This is a genomic window from Streptomyces sp. NPDC026575, from assembly GCF_055567415.1.
Window position 1 is genome coordinate 15,821 of the sequence record NZ_JBVHQM010000037.1, and the last position, 15,978, is coordinate 31,798.

General features: G+C 72.5%; 15 protein-coding genes. 11 read left to right on the forward strand and 4 right to left on the reverse strand.

What is annotated here, in order from left to right; all coding sequences use genetic code 11:
- Window positions 1-364 precede the first annotated feature (364 nt).
- The 3 genes from lnt to fxsA all read left to right on the forward strand — a co-directional run bounded on the left by lnt (window position 365) and on the right by fxsA (window position 3,469).
- Window positions 365-2,038 carry an apolipoprotein N-acyltransferase gene (lnt, locus tag ACZ4NB_RS34535; RefSeq protein ID WP_467666993.1) on the forward strand — a complete coding sequence of 558 codons (1,674 nt, stop codon included), beginning with the start codon at window positions 365-367 and terminating at the stop codon, window positions 2,036-2,038.
- A complete protein-coding gene (locus tag ACZ4NB_RS34540) occupies window positions 2,035-2,790 on the forward strand; it encodes a polyprenol monophosphomannose synthase (protein ID WP_467666994.1) in 756 nt (251 codons plus the stop codon). The genes lnt and ACZ4NB_RS34540 overlap by 4 nt, the downstream gene beginning before the upstream one ends.
- 82 nt (window positions 2,791-2,872) lie before the next feature.
- Window positions 2,873-3,469: an FxsA family membrane protein gene (fxsA, locus tag ACZ4NB_RS34545; RefSeq protein ID WP_467666995.1), complete on the forward strand. Its 597-nt coding sequence runs from the start codon at window positions 2,873-2,875 to the stop codon at window positions 3,467-3,469.
- A gap of 110 nt (window positions 3,470-3,579) precedes the next feature.
- On the opposite strand, the gene ACZ4NB_RS34550 is transcribed toward fxsA, so the two are convergent.
- The 3 genes from ACZ4NB_RS34550 to ACZ4NB_RS34560 form a co-directional block, all read right to left on the reverse strand.
- Window positions 3,580-3,957, reverse strand: a complete 378-nt coding sequence (locus tag ACZ4NB_RS34550; RefSeq protein WP_030080286.1) for an RNA polymerase-binding protein RbpA — start codon at window positions 3,955-3,957, stop codon at window positions 3,580-3,582.
- 304 nt (window positions 3,958-4,261) lie between these two features.
- Window positions 4,262-5,635 (reverse strand): MFS transporter, encoded by a 1,374-nt coding sequence (locus ACZ4NB_RS34555; RefSeq protein WP_467666996.1) that lies wholly within the window; start codon window positions 5,633-5,635, stop codon window positions 4,262-4,264.
- Between the two features lie 87 nt (window positions 5,636-5,722).
- Entirely contained in the window at window positions 5,723-6,238 is a 516-nt protein-coding gene (locus tag ACZ4NB_RS34560) for a hypothetical protein (protein WP_467666997.1), read from the reverse strand.
- Between ACZ4NB_RS34560 and ACZ4NB_RS34565 the strand changes: the two genes are divergently transcribed.
- The 7 genes from ACZ4NB_RS34565 (at window position 6,192) to ACZ4NB_RS34595 (ending at window position 13,449) form a co-directional block, all read left to right on the forward strand.
- Complete coding sequence (locus ACZ4NB_RS34565) at window positions 6,192-6,767, forward strand: FAD-dependent oxidoreductase (protein WP_467666998.1); 576 nt, start codon at window positions 6,192-6,194, stop codon at window positions 6,765-6,767. The genes ACZ4NB_RS34560 and ACZ4NB_RS34565 overlap by 47 nt on opposite strands.
- Before the next feature lie 13 nt (window positions 6,768-6,780).
- Window positions 6,781-8,004: a cytochrome P450 gene (locus ACZ4NB_RS34570; RefSeq protein ID WP_467666999.1), complete on the forward strand. Its 1,224-nt coding sequence runs from the start codon at window positions 6,781-6,783 to the stop codon at window positions 8,002-8,004.
- A 193-nt stretch (window positions 8,005-8,197) separates the two neighbouring features.
- Window positions 8,198-9,712 carry a transferase gene (locus ACZ4NB_RS34575; protein ID WP_467667000.1) on the forward strand — a complete coding sequence of 505 codons (1,515 nt, stop codon included), beginning with the start codon at window positions 8,198-8,200 and terminating at the stop codon, window positions 9,710-9,712.
- A 266-nt stretch (window positions 9,713-9,978) separates the two neighbouring features.
- Window positions 9,979-10,554, forward strand: a complete 576-nt coding sequence (locus tag ACZ4NB_RS34580; protein WP_467667046.1) for a DUF4328 domain-containing protein — start codon at window positions 9,979-9,981, stop codon at window positions 10,552-10,554.
- A 207-nt stretch (window positions 10,555-10,761) separates the two neighbouring features.
- Entirely contained in the window at window positions 10,762-11,667 is a 906-nt protein-coding gene (locus tag ACZ4NB_RS34585) for an ATP-grasp domain-containing protein (protein ID WP_467667001.1), read from the forward strand.
- A 113-nt stretch (window positions 11,668-11,780) separates the two neighbouring features.
- Window positions 11,781-12,719, forward strand: coding sequence for an alpha/beta hydrolase (locus tag ACZ4NB_RS34590; RefSeq protein ID WP_467667002.1), 939 nt, complete (start codon window positions 11,781-11,783; stop codon window positions 12,717-12,719).
- 10 nt (window positions 12,720-12,729) lie between these two features.
- Window positions 12,730-13,449, forward strand: coding sequence for a helix-turn-helix transcriptional regulator (locus tag ACZ4NB_RS34595; protein ID WP_467667003.1), 720 nt, complete (start codon window positions 12,730-12,732; stop codon window positions 13,447-13,449).
- A gap of 117 nt (window positions 13,450-13,566) precedes the next feature.
- On the opposite strand, the gene ACZ4NB_RS34600 is transcribed toward ACZ4NB_RS34595, so the two are convergent.
- Complete coding sequence (locus ACZ4NB_RS34600) at window positions 13,567-15,171, reverse strand: FAD-binding oxidoreductase (protein ID WP_467667004.1); 1,605 nt, start codon at window positions 15,169-15,171, stop codon at window positions 13,567-13,569.
- 72 nt (window positions 15,172-15,243) lie between these two features.
- Between ACZ4NB_RS34600 and ACZ4NB_RS34605 the strand changes: the two genes are divergently transcribed.
- Window positions 15,244-15,882, forward strand: coding sequence for a TetR/AcrR family transcriptional regulator (locus ACZ4NB_RS34605; protein ID WP_467667005.1), 639 nt, complete (start codon window positions 15,244-15,246; stop codon window positions 15,880-15,882).
- Window positions 15,883-15,978: the final 96 nt, after the last annotated feature.

The window sequence follows — 15,978 nt, forward strand, 5'->3', positions numbered from 1 at the left end:
CACAGGACGTCCGACCGGGAGACCTCCGCGCAGTCGTCGAACGCAGCTGGGCCATGGGGCGGTGCGCCAATTGGGCACCGCCACTGGGAGCCAGGTCCAGGACCAGCGACACGGGGCGACGGAAAGTCTTGTCAGGTCGGCAGGTGCGACCCGGATGGGGCCCGGACGCTCAGTAGACAACGGCTCTCGGTCGACCCGCAGCCAGCGGGTCCCAGGTCGGCCCGAAGGGCGCCGGGCCCCGCTCCGCACCCGCCGCTGCCCTCTGCGCGGCATTCACCTTTTGTGCACCCCGCATCCGCATACCCGGCCACCCGATGTACGGTCAGCTCACACCGCACGACCGTCTTGCAGGAGGCCCGCGACCGTGCCATCGGGTTCCGATACCACCGAAGAAGCCGCCGGCGGCGCCATGCCCGGCGCCCCGGTGCCGCCCGCCGAGGCCGGCTCCGCCGCCGCGGCGACGCGCCCTGGACGGGCCCGGCGGTGCGCCGCGCTGGCCCGGCGCGAGGCGCCGCGCACCGGCCTCGCGGTGGTCTTCGGCGTCGCCCTGGGCCTCGCCTTCCCGCCGTACGACCTGTGGCCGCTGTCCCTGGTGGCGGTGGCCGCGCTGTCCTTGCTGACCCGGGGCCGGACCGCCCGCCAGGGCGCCTGGACGGGCCTGGTGTTCGGGCTGCCGTTCTTCCTGATCCTGCTGAAGTGGCTGCACGTCGTCGGCTGGGACGCGGTGGTGGGCCTCTCGATCGCCGAGGCGCTCTTCATGACGCTGCTGGGCGCGGCGCTCGCCGTGACGTCCCGGCTGCCCGCCTGGCCGCTGTGGGCCGCCTGCCTGTGGGTCGCGCAGGAGTGGGCCCGCGACCGGCTGCCGTTCGGCGGCTTCCCCTGGGGCCGTTTGGCGTTCGCGAACACCGCCTCGCCGTTCACCCCGCTCGCCGCGCTCGGCGGGGCCCCGCTGGTGACCTTCGCCGTGGCACTGACCGGCGCCCTGCTGGCCGCCAGCGCCGCCGCCCTCTGGCGGCTGCGCGGCAAGGGCGGGCCGCGCCGGGCCCTGCCCGCCCTGGAGGCGTTCGGGCTGGCCGGCGCGGTGGCCCTGGCCGGTCTCCTGGTCCCGGTCCCCACGAAGGCCGACGACACCGTCGACATCGCCGTCGTCCAGGGCAACGTCCAGCAGCCCGGCATGGACTTCCTGGGCCGCCCGATGAAGATCCTCGACAACCACGCCACGGCCACCGAGAAGCTCGCCGCCGACATCGAGGCCGGCCGGGCGAAGAAGCCCGACCTGGTCATCTGGCCGGAGAACTCCTCCGACCTCGATCCCTTCCAGTACCCGCAGGCCTACGACCGGATCAACGAGGCCGTGAAGGCCATCGGGGTGCCCGTCCTGGTGGGTGCGCTCGTCGACCACCCCTCCAAGGAGGGCTACGTCTTCAACGAGGGCATCGTCTGGGACCCGAAGAAGGGGCCGGGGGCCTCGTACACCAAGCAGCACCCCGTGCCGTTCGGCGAGTACGTCCCCTTCCGGGAGCAGCTCAGCAAGATCATCACGCGGTTCCAGCGGGTGCCCCGCGACTTCTACCCCGGCGACCACACCGGCGTGCTCAACGTCGGCCCCGCCAAGCTCGGCGACGTCATCTGCTTCGAGGTCGCCTACGACGAGATCGTGCACGACACCGTGAAGGCAGGCGCCCGCGCCCTGGTCATCCAGACCAACAACGCCACCTACGGCCGCACCGGCCAGCCCGAACAGCAGCTGGCGATGTCCAGGCTGCGCGCCGTCGAGCACGGCCGGGCCGTGGTCACCGCGGCCACCAGCGGGATCAGCGCGGTGGTCGCCCCGGACGGCACCATCACCCACCGGATTCCGGAGTTCACCCAGGGCGTGGTCTCCGCGCGCATCCCGCTGCGGGACGAAACGACGCTCGCCGACCGCGTCGGTGCGGCGCCTGAGTGGGCGCTCGCTATCGTGGGGCTTCTGTCCTGCGCCGCCGCGGTAGCCGTCGGCCGGCGCGGGCGTACGAAGGACGAGAAGGGGCAGCAGTGACAGACGGTCAGCGGCAGTACGGACCGCTCGGCACCACGTTGGTGATCATCCCGACGTACAACGAGGCGGAGAACATCAAGCCGGTCGTCGCGCGGGTGCGCTCCGCCGTCCCCGACGCGCATGTCCTCGTCGCGGACGACAACAGCCCCGACGGCACCGGCAAGCTCGCCGACGAGCTGGCCGCCGACGACGACCACGTCCATGTCCTGCACCGCAAGGGCAAGGAGGGCCTCGGCGCCGCCTACCTCGCGGGCTTCCGGTGGGGCATCGACAACGGCTACGGCGTGCTCGTCGAGATGGACGCCGACGGCTCGCACCAGCCCGAGGAGCTGCCGCGGCTGCTCACCGCCCTCAAGGGCGCCGACCTGGTCCTCGGCTCGCGATGGGTGCCCGGCGGGCGCACCGTCAACTGGCCCAAGTACCGCCAGTTCATCTCCCGCGGCGGCAGCACCTACTCCCGGCTGGTGCTGGACCTGCCGCTGCGCGACATCACCGGCGGCTACCGGGCCTTTCGCGCGCAGACGCTCCAGGGCCTGGGACTGGACGAGGTGGCCTCCCAGGGCTACTGCTTCCAGGTCGACCTCGCCCGCCGCGCCGTGCAGGCCGGCTTCCACGTCGTCGAGGTCCCGATCACCTTCGTCGAGCGGGAGCACGGCGACAGCAAGATGAGCCGCGACATCGTCGTGGAGGCGCTGTGGCGGGTCACGGCCTGGGGCGTCGGCTCCCGGGTGGACAAGCTCCGCCGCCGCTGAGAAACCTGGCCGGCGCGTCCCGTACGTGATCCCACGCGTAACTCCCGGGGGGTGGCGGGGGCGCGCCAGGCACACTTGAGGCATGACGTTCGGAGCCACCGCATCGACCGGTCCCCGCCCGCCCCGGCGCTCGCGCGCCCGCCGGTTCGTGCCGTTGGGCATCGCCGCCTTCATGGTGCTGGAGATCTGGCTGCTGACCGTGGTCGCCGGTGCCACCAACGGTCTGACCGTCTTTCTGCTGCTGGTCGCGGGCGTGCTCGTCGGCGGCTATGTGATCAAGCGGGCCGGCCGCCGGGCCTGGAAGAACCTCACCGAGAGCCTTCAGCCCGCCGATCCGGCGGCTCCCCCCAAGCCGGCCGCGTCCGGCAGCGACCGTTCCGGCGGTGGGAGCACGCTCCCGATAGCCGGCGGACTGCTGCTGATGCTGCCGGGGCTGGTGTCGGACGCCCTGGGGCTGCTCTGCCTCTTCCCGCCCACCGCGAAGCTGATCCAGGGCCGGACGCAGAAGCTGCTGGAGCGGCGGGCGACCTACCCGCCGGGCACGTTCGGTGACGCCTTCCAGCAGGCCCGGATGCACCGGCCGGACGGCAAGGTCGTCCAGGGCGAGGTGATCCGGGAGGACGACGCCGCACGGTCCGAGGGGCCGGAGCGCCGCCAGGACCCGCCGCTGCTGGGCTGATCACGGCACGGTCCGGGCCGCCCGCGCGCCGGGCGCATACGCCAAGGGCCGGGGCCACTGCGAAGTGCAGTGGCCCCGGCCCTTGCGTGTTGCGTGCCGCAGGTATGCCGTCAGGCGGACTTGCGGTTGCTGTCGCGCGGATGCACGGCGATGTTCATGGTGCCGGAGCGCAGGACCGCCAGCCGTTCGGCCAGCACTTCCTCCAGCTCCTCGCGGGTGCGCCGCTCCATGAGCATGTCCCAATGCGTACGCGCGGGCTTACCCTTCTTCTCCTCAGGGCCGTCGCCATCCACCAGAAGCGAGGGTGCACCGCATACCTTGCACTCCCACTCCGGCGGAATCTCGGCCTCAACCGAGAACGGCATCTCGAATCGATGTCCGTTCTCGCATGCGTACTCCACCGCCTGGCGCGGGGCCAGGTCGATGCCGCGGTCGGTCTCGTAGCTGGTCACCACGAGTCGCGTGCCGCGGAGAGCTCGCTCACTCATGAATCGTGCCTCCCGGGCTTGTCGCCCACAGGACAGGTGTCGCTGTCGTCGTCATCCGGTCAACGTCCGGTCGGCGGTGAAGATTCCCGAATCGGGATATGAGCCCACCCGTCGCCCACCACCGCCATTGACGGAGGCGCTGTGCGCCGCTGCCTACCTTCGTGCCGCCCCTTGTTGTACCCACCGGCGCCCGGTTTGTCACATCTGGCAGCAGATGTCACCCAACGCCTTTCATGCTTGAGCGCGCAGTAACGGTCCGCCTGGTGAGCCAAAGGCGTACACTACCGCCCCACACCCTCCGGGACTAAATCCGGTCAGGTATGGGATTTCCGGCCGCCATGATCGCCCGCCGCACCGGCACCCTCGCCAGCAGGACGAAACCGATCACGAAGAACGCCACCAGGGACATGATCGCGTTCCGGTAGCTGCCGGTCAGCTGGTACGCCACCCCGAAAACCAGGGGCCCCAGCCAGCTCACGCCCCGGTCGCTCATCTCGTACGCCGAGAAGTACTCGGCCTCCTTGCCGCGCGGTACCAGATGCGAGAACAGCGAGCGCGACAGCGCCTGGCTGCCACCCAGGACCAGGCCGATGCCGACGGCCAGGGCGAAGAACCACAGCGGTGCCCTCGCGGGCAGGAAGTAGCCGGCGGCGATCGTCAGGGTCCACGCCGCCAGCGAGCCCAGCACCGTCCGCTGCGTGCCGTAGCGCCGGGCCAGCCGCCCCATCAGCAGGGCTCCCGCCGCGGCCAGCACCTGCACCAGCAGGATCGCCACGATCAGCGTCGTCTGATCCAGCTTCAGCTCCTCGGAGCCGTAGACGGAGGCTTGGGTGATCACCGTCTGCACGCCGTCGTTGTAGACGAGATAGGCCAGGAGGAAGGCGAGCGTGAGGGGGTGGCGGCGCATATCGCCGAGCGTCTCCCGCAGCTGGCGCCAGCCCCGGCCCAGCGGGGTGCCGGCGGCCGGACCCGCCGGGGCGATGCCCGCCGCCGTCCGCCGGTCGCGCAGCCGGCGCAGCGGAATCAGCGAGAACACCCCCCACCACAGCCCCGCGGACGCCAGGCAGATGCGCACCGCCTCGCCCTCGGAGAGGCCGAAGGAGCCGTGGGCGCCGTAGAGCACCAGATTGGCGACCAGCACCAGTGCCCCGGCCGCGTAGCCGAACGCCCAGCCCCGGGAGGAGACCGCGTCGCGCTCGTCGGGGCGGGCGATCTGCGGCAGGAAGGAGTTGTAGAGCATCGACGACACCACGAAGCCCACGTTCGCCAGGATCAGCAGCGCCCCGCCCAGCAGATAGCGCTCCCCGTCCAGGAAGAACATCCCCGTGGTCGCGGCGGCGCCGGTGTACGCGCAGACGCCCAGCAGCGGCTTCTTCCGCCCGGTCCGGTCGGCCAGCGCCCCGGCCAGCGGCATCGCCAGTACGGACAGCAGCAGGGAAGCCGACACCGTGTACGCGTAGAAGGAGCCGGCCCGCACCGGGACGCCCAGCGGATGGACAAAGCCGTCCGCGTCCGCCGCGGCCTTCGCCACCGACGTGAGATAGGGGCCGAGGAAGACCGTCAGCACGCTCGTCGAGTAGACGCTGTTCGCCCAGTCGTACCAGTACCAGCCGCGTTGCTCGCGGCGCCGGGCGGCGGCCTCGTCCACGTCCCCCGCCCCGACCTGTGCGCTCCGCACGCCCACCCCGACCCCCGTCAGTAATCCCCGCCGGCGCTTCCCGCCGATTCTGAGGTGAGTCGACGATACGGCGCACCGTCGGCAACGTCACCCACGAATACGTGCACAGAGGCGGCCGCGTGCGGCGGTCGTCGCCCGGGGGCAGGCGGCCGTACCGGCCGGGCTCGGCTCCCGGGCGGTGTCGGTGGGCTGGGGGACCAGCAGCCTGGGGTGGAGCTTGGGCCCCAGGGCGGCCACGCCGACGGCGATCGCGGCGGCGATCAGCAACTGGGCGTTGGCCACATACGGGTCGAGAAGCATCTCCGCCGGCAACGCGGCACCGACGAGGCTCAGCTTGCCGCAGATCAGCCGGGGCGCCGACAGCGTGGGGCGGGCCGACGGGTGGGCGCCTGCGGCGCGGGCCCGCCGTGCGGCGCGGATCTGGAGCGGGACGGTCGCCACGACCAGCAGCAGCCGGATGCCGAGCGCCCTGGTGTCGATGGGGGTGTGCGGGTCCAGCAGGTGGCCGAAGAGGGCGCCGGCGACGAGGGCCGCGGCGACGATCGCGACCCGGGCGGTGATCAGCCGGGCCGGACGGGTGCTGGTCGTCGGCGCCGGCTTCACCGGCGGCGAGGTCGCCTCGTCCTGCCGCGACCTGGGGCTCGACGTGACCGTGACCCAGCGCGGCGGAACGCCCCTGGCGAGCGCACTGGGCGGTGTCGTCGGCGCCGCCGCGGCCGACTGGTACCGCGACGCCGGAGTGGACCTGCGACTGCGCACCACCGTCCACGCACTCGAAGGCGACGCTCACGGGCGGCTGCGGCGAGCGGTGCTCTCCGACGGCACCGTGGTGCCGGCCGAGGTGGCGGTGGTCGCCGCCGGTGCCCTCGCCAACACCGAGTGGCTGGCCGGCTCCGGTCTGGCCGCCGACGCCCGCGGGGTGGTCTGCGACGAGGTCTGCCGGGCGCTGACCGACGACGGGACGCCGATGCCGGACGTCTTCGTCGCCGGCGACGTCGCCCGCTGGCCGCCGCCGTCCCGCGATCCAGCGCGACCCCGCAACCCACCGCCTCCGCACCAGACCAGCCGCCCACCCGGCCGACCAACCCGCCGACCAGCCCGTCCGTCCTGGCCGGACACCAGTGAAGAGTGAGGGGAGACCCACCATGACCACAGCGGCCACCGCACAGCACTCGGCCTCGGTCCTGTTCGCCCAGTCCCTCCGGTACGAGAACCGCGCCGACCCCTACCCCTGCTACGAACGGCTCCGCGGCCAGCCGGTGGTGTGCATGGAGGACGGCACCTGGCTGGTCAGCGGCCACCGTGAGATCAGCCTGCTGCTCCGGGACCCGCGCGTCAGCGCCGACCGCCGCAACCCGCAACAGCAGCAGATCCGCAAGAGCCTGCTGGTCGAGGACCCGCCCCGGCACGACCAGCTCCGCCGCCTGGTCTCCGAGGAGTTCGTCCCGCGCGTCACCGGCATGCGCGACCACATCGACGCACTCGTCACCGGGTTTCTCGACGCGCACATGAGCGAGCAGCCGGGGCAGCTCGACGTCGTCGGCGATCTGGCCTACCCCCTGCCCGTCACCGTCATCTGCGAACTGCTCGGCGTGCCCCGCGAGGACGAACGGCTCTTCGGCAGCCTGGCCCGCCGCCTCACCCGCGGGCTGGACCCCGTCGACACCCAGACCGAGGACGAACTCCGCGAACTCCAGCAGGCACGCGGCGAGTTGGTCGAGTACCTCGAAGATCTCATCGCCCGCCACCACGCCACCGACGGCGACGACCTGCTCTCCGGGCTGATGCGCGCCCAGGGACCCGACGGCCCCATGGACCCCGTGGACCTCCGCGTCACGCTCGGCCTGCTCCTCATCGCCGGCCACGAGACCACCGTCAACCTCATCGCCAACGGCACCCTCGCCCTGCTGCGCCACCCCGACGCGCTCGCCCGGCTGCGCACCGACCCCGAGCTCGCCACCCCACTCGTGGAGGAGGTGCTGCGCCACGACCCGCCGGTGCAGATGTCCGGACGCAGCACCCTGGCCGACATCGACCTCACCGGCACCACCATCCCCAAGGGCTCCCGCGTCCGACTGCTCCTCGCCGCGGCCAACCGCGACCCCCACCGCTTCCCCGACCCGGACCGCTTCGTACCCGACCGACCCGACAACGCCCACCTCGGATTCGGGGGCGGCATCCACTACTGCGTCGGCGCCACCCTCGCCCGCGCCGAAGCCCAGATCGCCCTGACCGCCCTCGCCCGCCGCCTGGAATCCCCCCGCCTGGTCGCCGACCCCCCGCCGTACCGGGAAAACGCCATCCTCCGCGGCCCCGAACGCCTTGCGGTCTCGTTCGACCGGCTGACGCCTGATGCGCGAGTGAGCTGACCACCTCCGCGGCGGGGTACGGCGGGGCGGGAGAGGCCCCGCCCTCTTGCCCGACCTCGGGCGGGGCCGTCCCCATGGGTGCGGAGAACAGCCAGGGCCTGCGAAACCGGCTACGGCCGATCGGTCGAAGTGGTAGTACGGGACGCGGTCAGTCGCCGGAGGGCCGTCTCCGTCGAGGTAGGAGGTGGGGGAGGTGACCTCGCGCTTACGGGCGTTCGCACGGGTGGTCACGGTGGTCGCGGTCGTCACGGTCTATGTCGCGCTGCACTTGGCGATCACCGCGGGTACGGACCTGCGTGCCCGCGAGCGCTTCCGTGACGCCCCGGCGCGGGCCGCGGCGTTCACCGCCGCGCTGGACCGCTACGCCGGCGGGGAGGTGTCCGCGCGCGACGAGGTCGGTGAAGGCGCCGCGTGGTTCGCCGATCACGCCCCACCGGGGGAGGGCCGGTCCGTGGTCTCCGCCGCCATCGGTGACGTCGAGGAGGGCAGGGCCTCCCTCGCCCGTGAGCGGGTCGCCGGGCTGCCGGCGCTGGTCGAGCGGGAACAGGCGCGGCTCGACCGGGACCTCAACTCGTCGCGTACGGCGGTGCTGTGCTGGGCGGTGCCCGCCGGGGCGCTGCTCGTGCCGGCGCTCTGGCTGCGGCGTCGCCGCCGGTCGGGCGTCGCGGAGATCGTCGAGGTGGTCGGCCGGTTGGCCCCACGTCAGCCGTGGTGGCGGCGGCCGGTGTTCCTGACGGCCAGCAGTGTCGGATACGGGCTGTTCACGGCCGGTTCTCTCGCGGTCAGCATGGCGCAGCGACAGGGCTTCAAGATGCCGCTGGCGATGCAAGTGCTGCTGCTGCCCTGCGGGTTGGCGGCGCTGGGGGCCGGAGTCCTGATCCTGCGCTACACCCGCCCGCGCTCGGCACGCGGCGCGGCCCAGGCGCTGCTGGCCGACGGCCGCAAACCCGTGCTCTACCTGCGCAGCTTCGCCGACGACGACACCGCGGCCCGGGTCGACGACCAGGCGCCGGTCAACATCCATTCGCGGGAGGAGCAGCTCGCGGGGGCGTTGGGCGCCTTCGGTCCCGTGATCGCGGTGGGCAGACCGGGGGAGCCACTGCCGCGCTTGGGCGCGGCGCGCTTCTATCTGCCGCACGACGACTGGCAGCCCGCGGTCCTGCGACTGATGGAGCTGTCCCAACTCATCGTACTGCGACTGGGATTGAGCGAGGGCCTGTGGTGGGAGGTGGAGCAGGCCCGCGCAACCCAGCCCGCGCGGAAGCTGGTCCTGCTGGCGCTCGACGGGCTGTCGGGCGTGGCCCCCCGGCTGGACGAGCTGCTGCCGGCGCCGACCCGGCTGGACGAGGTGACCGCGGGCGGTCCCGCGACCTCCGCCGTCATCACCTTCGACCCCGAGTGGACGCCCCATGTGCACCCGGTGGGGCCCGTGCCCGGCGACAAGAGCCCGCGCGGCATGCTCGCGCGCCAAGTGGCCCGCGTGCAGGGAGCCGCTCGGGCGTGGTTGATCACGTATACGCCCACGCACCACGTCGCCCGCGCCATGAAGGACGCCCTGTCGTCGGTGGGGGTCCGCAGACGGACGATGGCCTGGCGGGCGCATCTCGCCACGCAGACGTCGTTGTGGAAGGGCGCCCAACTGGTCACGGCGATGGGCCTGTTGGGCTGGCTGGTGTTCCGGGCACTGCGGCTTTTCGGCCTCGGGTAGCGCCGCGGTGCGGCTGGAGCCGCGCCGGCCCGCCGCGTCGATATGACGGCCCATCAAGAATTCCTGCCGAACAGGCGACATGTCGGGCTGTGCGCCGTAGCATCCCGACCTCAGGGAGTGTTCAGCAGTTTCGTGCGCGCTTCGGGGGAATCATGGACGGTGCACAGCAAGGCGAGCCGATGAGCGCGAGTTCGGTCGGCGCGCAGCAGTACAGGCCCGTGACTGGTGCGGCCACCGCCGCGACCATACTGATCTCGTTGGACCTCGTGCGTGAGGTACTGGTGTCGGTGGCCAACTGGCGCGACTACCTCCTCGTCCACGACTACCTGGCCGGGAGGGCGACGGACGCGGACCTCCTCGCCGCCGACTCCGATGCCCTCGTGACGCTGGCCTCCTGGCCGTCGTTGCTGGTGTGGATCGCGGGCGGCGTGGCGTTCCTGGTATGGCTGTGGCGGGCGCGGATCAACGCCGAGCTGATGGGCGGAGCCGCCGCGCACCGCCGGTCCAGGGCTCTGGTCGTCGGCGCCTGGATCACCCCGGTGGTCAACCTGTGGTACCCGTACCAGATCGTGTCGGACATCTGGAGGGCCAGCGCCTCCCGGCGGCCCGTCCCCCTCGCCCTGATCAACGCCTGGTGGGCGTCGTTCGTGGCCGCCTCGCTCGTCAAGCCGATCCAATGGCGAATGTCCGCGGAGGAGGCCAACGAGCAGGACGTACTGGCCACCGCGAACGTGACCACCCTGCTCACGGCGCTGTACCTGGTGGCCGGCGTGCTGGCGATCCTCATCCTCAGGCGCATCACCGCGTGGCAGACCGACCGGCCGGCCCAGGGCGCGGGGTGAGGGAAACGGCGCCGATTGCCCACCGCGGTCGGCCTCGGCAGCGGTCCCCTTTCGCGGCTCGACCCCGCGCGAGGGGCTGTCTGTAATCGTGCTATCGCCTTGCGTAGTGGCACTGGCAGGATCGGGCTTCGCGGCGCGGGTGCCGCGGAGCGCGACCCGGTGGGCGAGGGGGAGCAGGCCGATATGGGCACACGCGACATTGTGTTGATGACCGATCACTGCTCGATGGAGGGCAGTCGTTCCGCTCTGGCCGCCGCCGTGGAGCTGCTCACCGGACGGCCGCCCGTACTGATCGATGCGCGGCACTTCATGACCGGTGGGACCGGCCGGACGCAGAGCGTCGACGCGGGGGTCCGGTTGGAGGTACCGGCCGAGGGCCTGACGGTGACTCCTTCGACCGTACTCATCTACGAGATCCAGCCTCCCGAGCGCCGGAGCTTCGCCCCGTTCCAGCGACTGCTGCGCCGGCACGGAGTGGTTTCACTCGGAACGGACGCCGGTGCGTGGCGGACGGCCACCGAAAAGAACCGCACGGTGGAACGGTTGGCCCGGCACGGTATCCCGCAGATGGAATCCATCGGACTGAGCCGGCCCAGCCCCCAGAGAGCCGCCGCGGCATTCGCAAGACTGGGCCGCAACGTCTGGGCCCGGCCGGTGCTGGGCACCTGCGGAAACGACGTCTTCCACGTCACCACTGACGAGCAACTGCGGGCCGCGATCGACTACTACGCCCGTACCGAGCAGGACTGGTTGATCTCCCGCGATGCCGAGAACTTCAACGCCGACGGGCTGCGCCATCAGTTCCGTGTGACCGTGCTGGACGGGCGCCCGGTACAGGCGTGTGAACACGTCCAGGAGGATCCGGATTCTCCCTGCAACGAGTCCCAGGGAGCGGGCTGCACACCCTTGCCGATCGATGAACTCCCCACAGAACTCTGCGAGCTGGCCGTCCTGGCCACCAAGGCCATGGGCCTGCCGTTCGCCGGCGTCGACCTCGCTGTGGAGAACGGCGGCGTGGTCTTCGAGGTCAATGTGCACCCGATGCTCGGCTCGGTGCACCCCGCGGAGTCGGTCGCGGTCCCCTATGTGGAAGCACACCTGGCCATGCTGTGATCAGGGCACCCGTGACATGACTTCCGGCATCGCGACGCCGTGAGGACGAGTGACGCAGTTCACCGGGAAAAGGTGACACGGTGTTGTCGCGGACGGCTGCGAGTGTCGATGTCATGACGATCACCGATGAGGACTGCCTCGCCGAGACCCTGGCATTCAACGAGCAATTCGCGGCCACTGCCGCGAGCCGTCCGACGCGCGGGGCGGCGCCGGACGCCACCGCGCTGGCGCTGCTGCGGCGCAACCGGCTCGGTGGCCATACGCCACCGGTGCGACTGCCGTACGGCCAGGACCGGTCCCTTGCGGGCGGAGTGCGAGTCCGGGCGTTCGTGCCGGACCATGTCGACGGCGTGTACCTGCACATGCACGGGGGTGGCTGGGCGTTCGGCTCCGCGGGCGGGCAGGACGAGAAGCTGTGGCGGCTCGCCGTGGAGGCGCGGCTGGCCGTCGTGAGCGTGGACTACCGCCTGGCGCCGGAGCACCCGTTCCCGGCCGGGCCCGACGACTGTGAAGCGGCCGCGCGATGGCTGGTGGCCAACGCCGCGGCCGAGTTCGGTACCCAACGGCTGCTGATCGGCGGCGAATCGGCCGGCGCCCACCTGAGTGTCGTGACGCTGCTGAGGCTCCGCGATCGGCACGGCATCACCGGCGCTTTCCGGGCGGCCCACCTGCTCTTCGGCCTGTACGACCTGTCGATGACACCGAGCCAGCGGTCGTTCGGCTCCAGGCGGCTGTTGAGCAACACCGACACACTGCGCGGCAGCTATGCGCTGTTCACGCCCGGGATGGACGCTGAGCAGCGCCGCGACCCGGAGGTCTCGCCGCTCTTCGCCGACCTGGCCGGCCTGCCGCCCGCCCGGATCGTCGTCGGTACCGAGGATCCACTCCTGGACGACTCACTGTTTCTGGCCGGGCGATGGCAGGCGGCGGGTGCGCCCGTGCAGCTCGGCGTCGTCGCCGGCGCGATGCACGGCTTCACCCTGTTCCCGCTGACCATCACCGAGCGGGAACAAGAGCGTGAGCGGGAGTTCCTGGCCGGCGCGGGACGGTAGCGTCGGCCTGATGAACCGCACTTCTCGGCTCTATGCGCTGGTCGAAGAGCTGCGCGCGTCGGCGCCGCGGCCGCTCACGGTCGCGGCGCTCGCCGCGCGATTCGAGGTCAGCACGCGCACGGCGCAGCGCGACCTCCAGGCGCTGATGGAGTCCGGAGTCCCGGTGCGCGCCATACCCGGGCGAGGCGGAGGCTGGACGATCGACCCGGCGATGACGCTGCCGCCGATCCGCTTCACGGCCGAGGAAGCCTCGGCGTTGGCCGCCGCACTGGCCGCGGCCGACGCCTCCGCCCCCTACGCCGGTGCGGCCCGTACGGCGTACCAGAAGATCGCGGCCTCGATGACCGGCCCCGCCGCGGCGGCGGCCCGGGAACTCGCCGCACGGATCGTCGCGCTGCCGGCGCGGACCGACATCGTGGTCCGCGCCGCGGTGGAACAGGCCCTCACCGACAACACCGCGCTGCGGCTGTCCTACGCCGACGCGGCGGGGCGCGAAAGCGACCGTGTGGTGGAACCGGCCGGACTGCTCACCGCCGACGGCCGGTGGTACCTCATCGCCTGGTGCCGCACACGGCGGGCCGGTCGGGGCTTCCGGCTGGACCGGATCGCCGCGGCGGCTCCCCTCGGCGAGCGGGCGCAGCCCCATGACCTGGCCGCGCTGCTGCTCGGCTCGGCCGCCGCCGGCGCGGTGCCGCCCACCGCGCTCGCCTCGCTCACACCCCCGCGATGAGGATCCGACGGCCGACTCCATGGAAGCATGCCGTGCCATGGTGCGGCGGCTCACCGAGGTGATCGCCGACCGGTGGCCCGAAGCCCCGCCCTGTCCCGTCTTCCTCCGTTGTCCTGCTCAGTCGATCAGGACGCCCGGGTTGAGGATGCGGTGGGGGTCCAGGGCTGCCTTGGCGGCGCGCAGCGCCAACGTGAAGGGCTCTGGGCGCTGGAGGTCGTAGGCGGGGCGGTGGTCGCGGCCGACGGCGTGGTGGTGGGTGATGGTGGCGCGGTGGCGGTGCAGGACGTCGTTGGCGGCGGCTTTGATGTCGTCCCAGATCTCGACCTCGTCGCCGGGGCGGCCGGCGACGGCCACGGTGAAGTAGGGGGCGGCGCCGTCGGGGTAGACGTGGGTCAGGCGGCAGTTGATGGTGGCCGGGTGTCCGGTGGCCTTCAGGGCGGCGGCGCCGACCTCGGTGCGGACGGCGTCGATCAGGGCGGGGATCGTGTCCCAGGTGGCGGCGGTCTCGAAGGTCTCGACGACGGCGCCCATGCGGGCCAGGCCGTCGCGCAGGTAGGGCATGCGCAGGAACGTCGAGCGCCAGGCGTTCACGGCCGCGTCGGACGGGGTGTCGCGGTCCGCCGCCGGAGCCGCGCAGCGGCCGCCGTGGGCGCGGACCACGTCAAGGGCGCTCGCGAGGCGGTCGTCGACGGGTGTGGTGGCGGATTCGAAGCCCAGGACGAGAACGGCGGAGCCATCGTGCGAGGCGCCGGACAGCAGGGCCTCGCCGGAGTCGAGCAGGCGGCAGTTGGCCGGGGCGAGGTCGGACTGGGCGAGGGCACGCACCGCGTCCAGCGCCTGGTCGAATTCGGCGAAGGCCACGGACGTGGCGGCCTTGTGGCGCGGGCGCTCCTGAAGGCGCATCCACGCCTCGGTGATGACGCCGAGCGCGCCCTCGGAGCCGAGGAACAGGCGGTCGGGTGACGGTCCGGCGCCGGATGCGGGCAGGCGCCGGGACGCGCCGGCTCCGGCGGGCGTGACCACGTGCAGGGACTGCACGAAGTCGTCGATGTGGGTACGGCCGGTCGCGTAGTGGCCGCCGGCCCGGGTGGCCAACCAGCCGCCGAGGGTGGAGAACTCGAAGCTCTGCGGGAAGTGGCGCAGGGTGAGGCCGTGGGGCCGCAACTGCTCCTCCAGTACGGGGCCGAGCGCACCGGCCTGGATGCGGGCCGAGCGGCTGGCGGTGTCGATCTCCAGGACCCGGTCCATCGAGGTCAGATCGAGCGACATCACGGCGCGGTGGGCGTCGCCGCGGTACTCCACGCCGCCGACCACCGAGGAGCCGCCGCCGAAGGGGATGACGGCCACGCCGTGCCCGCCGGCCCAGTCCAGCAGGTCGGCCACCTCCTGGTCGCCGGTCGGTCGGGCGACCAGGTCGGGGATCCGGCCGGACCGGCCGCGCAGGGCCCGGATGACATCGCGGTAGGCCCTGCCCATGGCGTGGGCGGCGCGCGCTTCGGGATCGGCGGTGACCAGGTGCGCCAGCGCGGTCGGCGGCGTGGCGCCGGGGCGGGCGATGGACAGGTCGGCGACCCGGGGTATCGGCAGCGGGCGGGCCAGGGTGCCCGGCAGCAGGGCGCCCATGGCGGTGCATTCGGCGTCGTCGGGGTGGGCGTCGGCGTAGCCCCAGCCCCACCAGGAGCGGGTGCGGGCGGTGCCGGGGTGGGACGGGGTGGCAGGCATGAGTGTGCTCCCAGCGAGGTCCGGGCAAGCAATTTACCCAACGGAAAATTACCCTAGGGTAATATCGGGGTCATGACAACGCTCCCCTCCCGGGCCGGCACCAAGGGCGTGCCCAGGGCCGCGCGCGAACAGCAGGTCCTGGCCGCGGCCACCGAGGAGTTCGGCCGCCACGGCTACGAGGCCACCACCGTGGCCGCCATCGCCGCCCGCGTAGGCGTCACCAAGCCGTTGCTGCACCACTATTTCGGCAGCAAGCAGGACCTCTACCTCGCCTGCCTGAACCCGGTCGGCGACTCCCTGCTCGACGCCGTCCGCGCCGCGATGGCCGACCACGCCTCCGGCGCGCCGCCCACCGCCCTGCGCGTGCTGCACGCCCTGTTCGCCGCCCTGGACGGCCGGCGCGAGGCGTGGTTCGTCCTCTACGACGCCACGCTGCCGCCCGACAGCGACGCCGCCCGCCGCGCGGCGTACTACCGCGGCGCCATCGACGACCTCGCCGCGATCGGCACCGCCGACCTCCTGCACACCGCCGGATCCAGCGACCCCCTCGACGCCGACGCCCTCACATACGCCTGGCGCGGCCTGTGCACCGCCCTGGTCCGCTGGTGGGTCAACCACCCCGACCAGTCAACCGAAGCCATGACACAACGCTGCGCACGGCTCTTCGCGGCCGGCCGCACCCTTCTCGCCACCGACGACGAGGGCCCGTGAGCCGGCCGGTTCCCTCCACCGCGGCGGGCCGTGCCCCGGTGCAATCCGCTGGTCGCACGAGGACGGCGTCCCTACGGTGGCCCCATGACCGGACTT

Bases quoted from the DNA above. Each gene is read 5' to 3' on its own strand.
- ACZ4NB_RS34605 (WP_467667005.1), top strand. From the start codon at position 15,244: ATGACAACGCTCCCCTCCCGGGCCGGCACCAAGGGCGTGCCCAGGGCC.
- ACZ4NB_RS34595 (WP_467667003.1), top strand. From the start codon at position 12,730: ATGAACCGCACTTCTCGGCTCTATGCGCTGGTCGAAGAGCTGCGCGCG.
- ACZ4NB_RS34550 (WP_030080286.1), bottom strand. From the start codon at position 3,957: ATGAGTGAGCGAGCTCTCCGCGGCACGCGACTCGTGGTGACCAGCTAC.
- fxsA (WP_467666995.1), top strand. From the start codon at position 2,873: ATGACGTTCGGAGCCACCGCATCGACCGGTCCCCGCCCGCCCCGGCGC.
- ACZ4NB_RS34600 (WP_467667004.1), bottom strand. From the start codon at position 15,171: ATGCCTGCCACCCCGTCCCACCCCGGCACCGCCCGCACCCGCTCCTGG.
- ACZ4NB_RS34585 (WP_467667001.1), top strand. From the start codon at position 10,762: ATGACCGATCACTGCTCGATGGAGGGCAGTCGTTCCGCTCTGGCCGCC.
- ACZ4NB_RS34590 (WP_467667002.1), top strand. From the start codon at position 11,781: ATGACGATCACCGATGAGGACTGCCTCGCCGAGACCCTGGCATTCAAC.
- ACZ4NB_RS34570 (WP_467666999.1), top strand. From the start codon at position 6,781: ATGACCACAGCGGCCACCGCACAGCACTCGGCCTCGGTCCTGTTCGCC.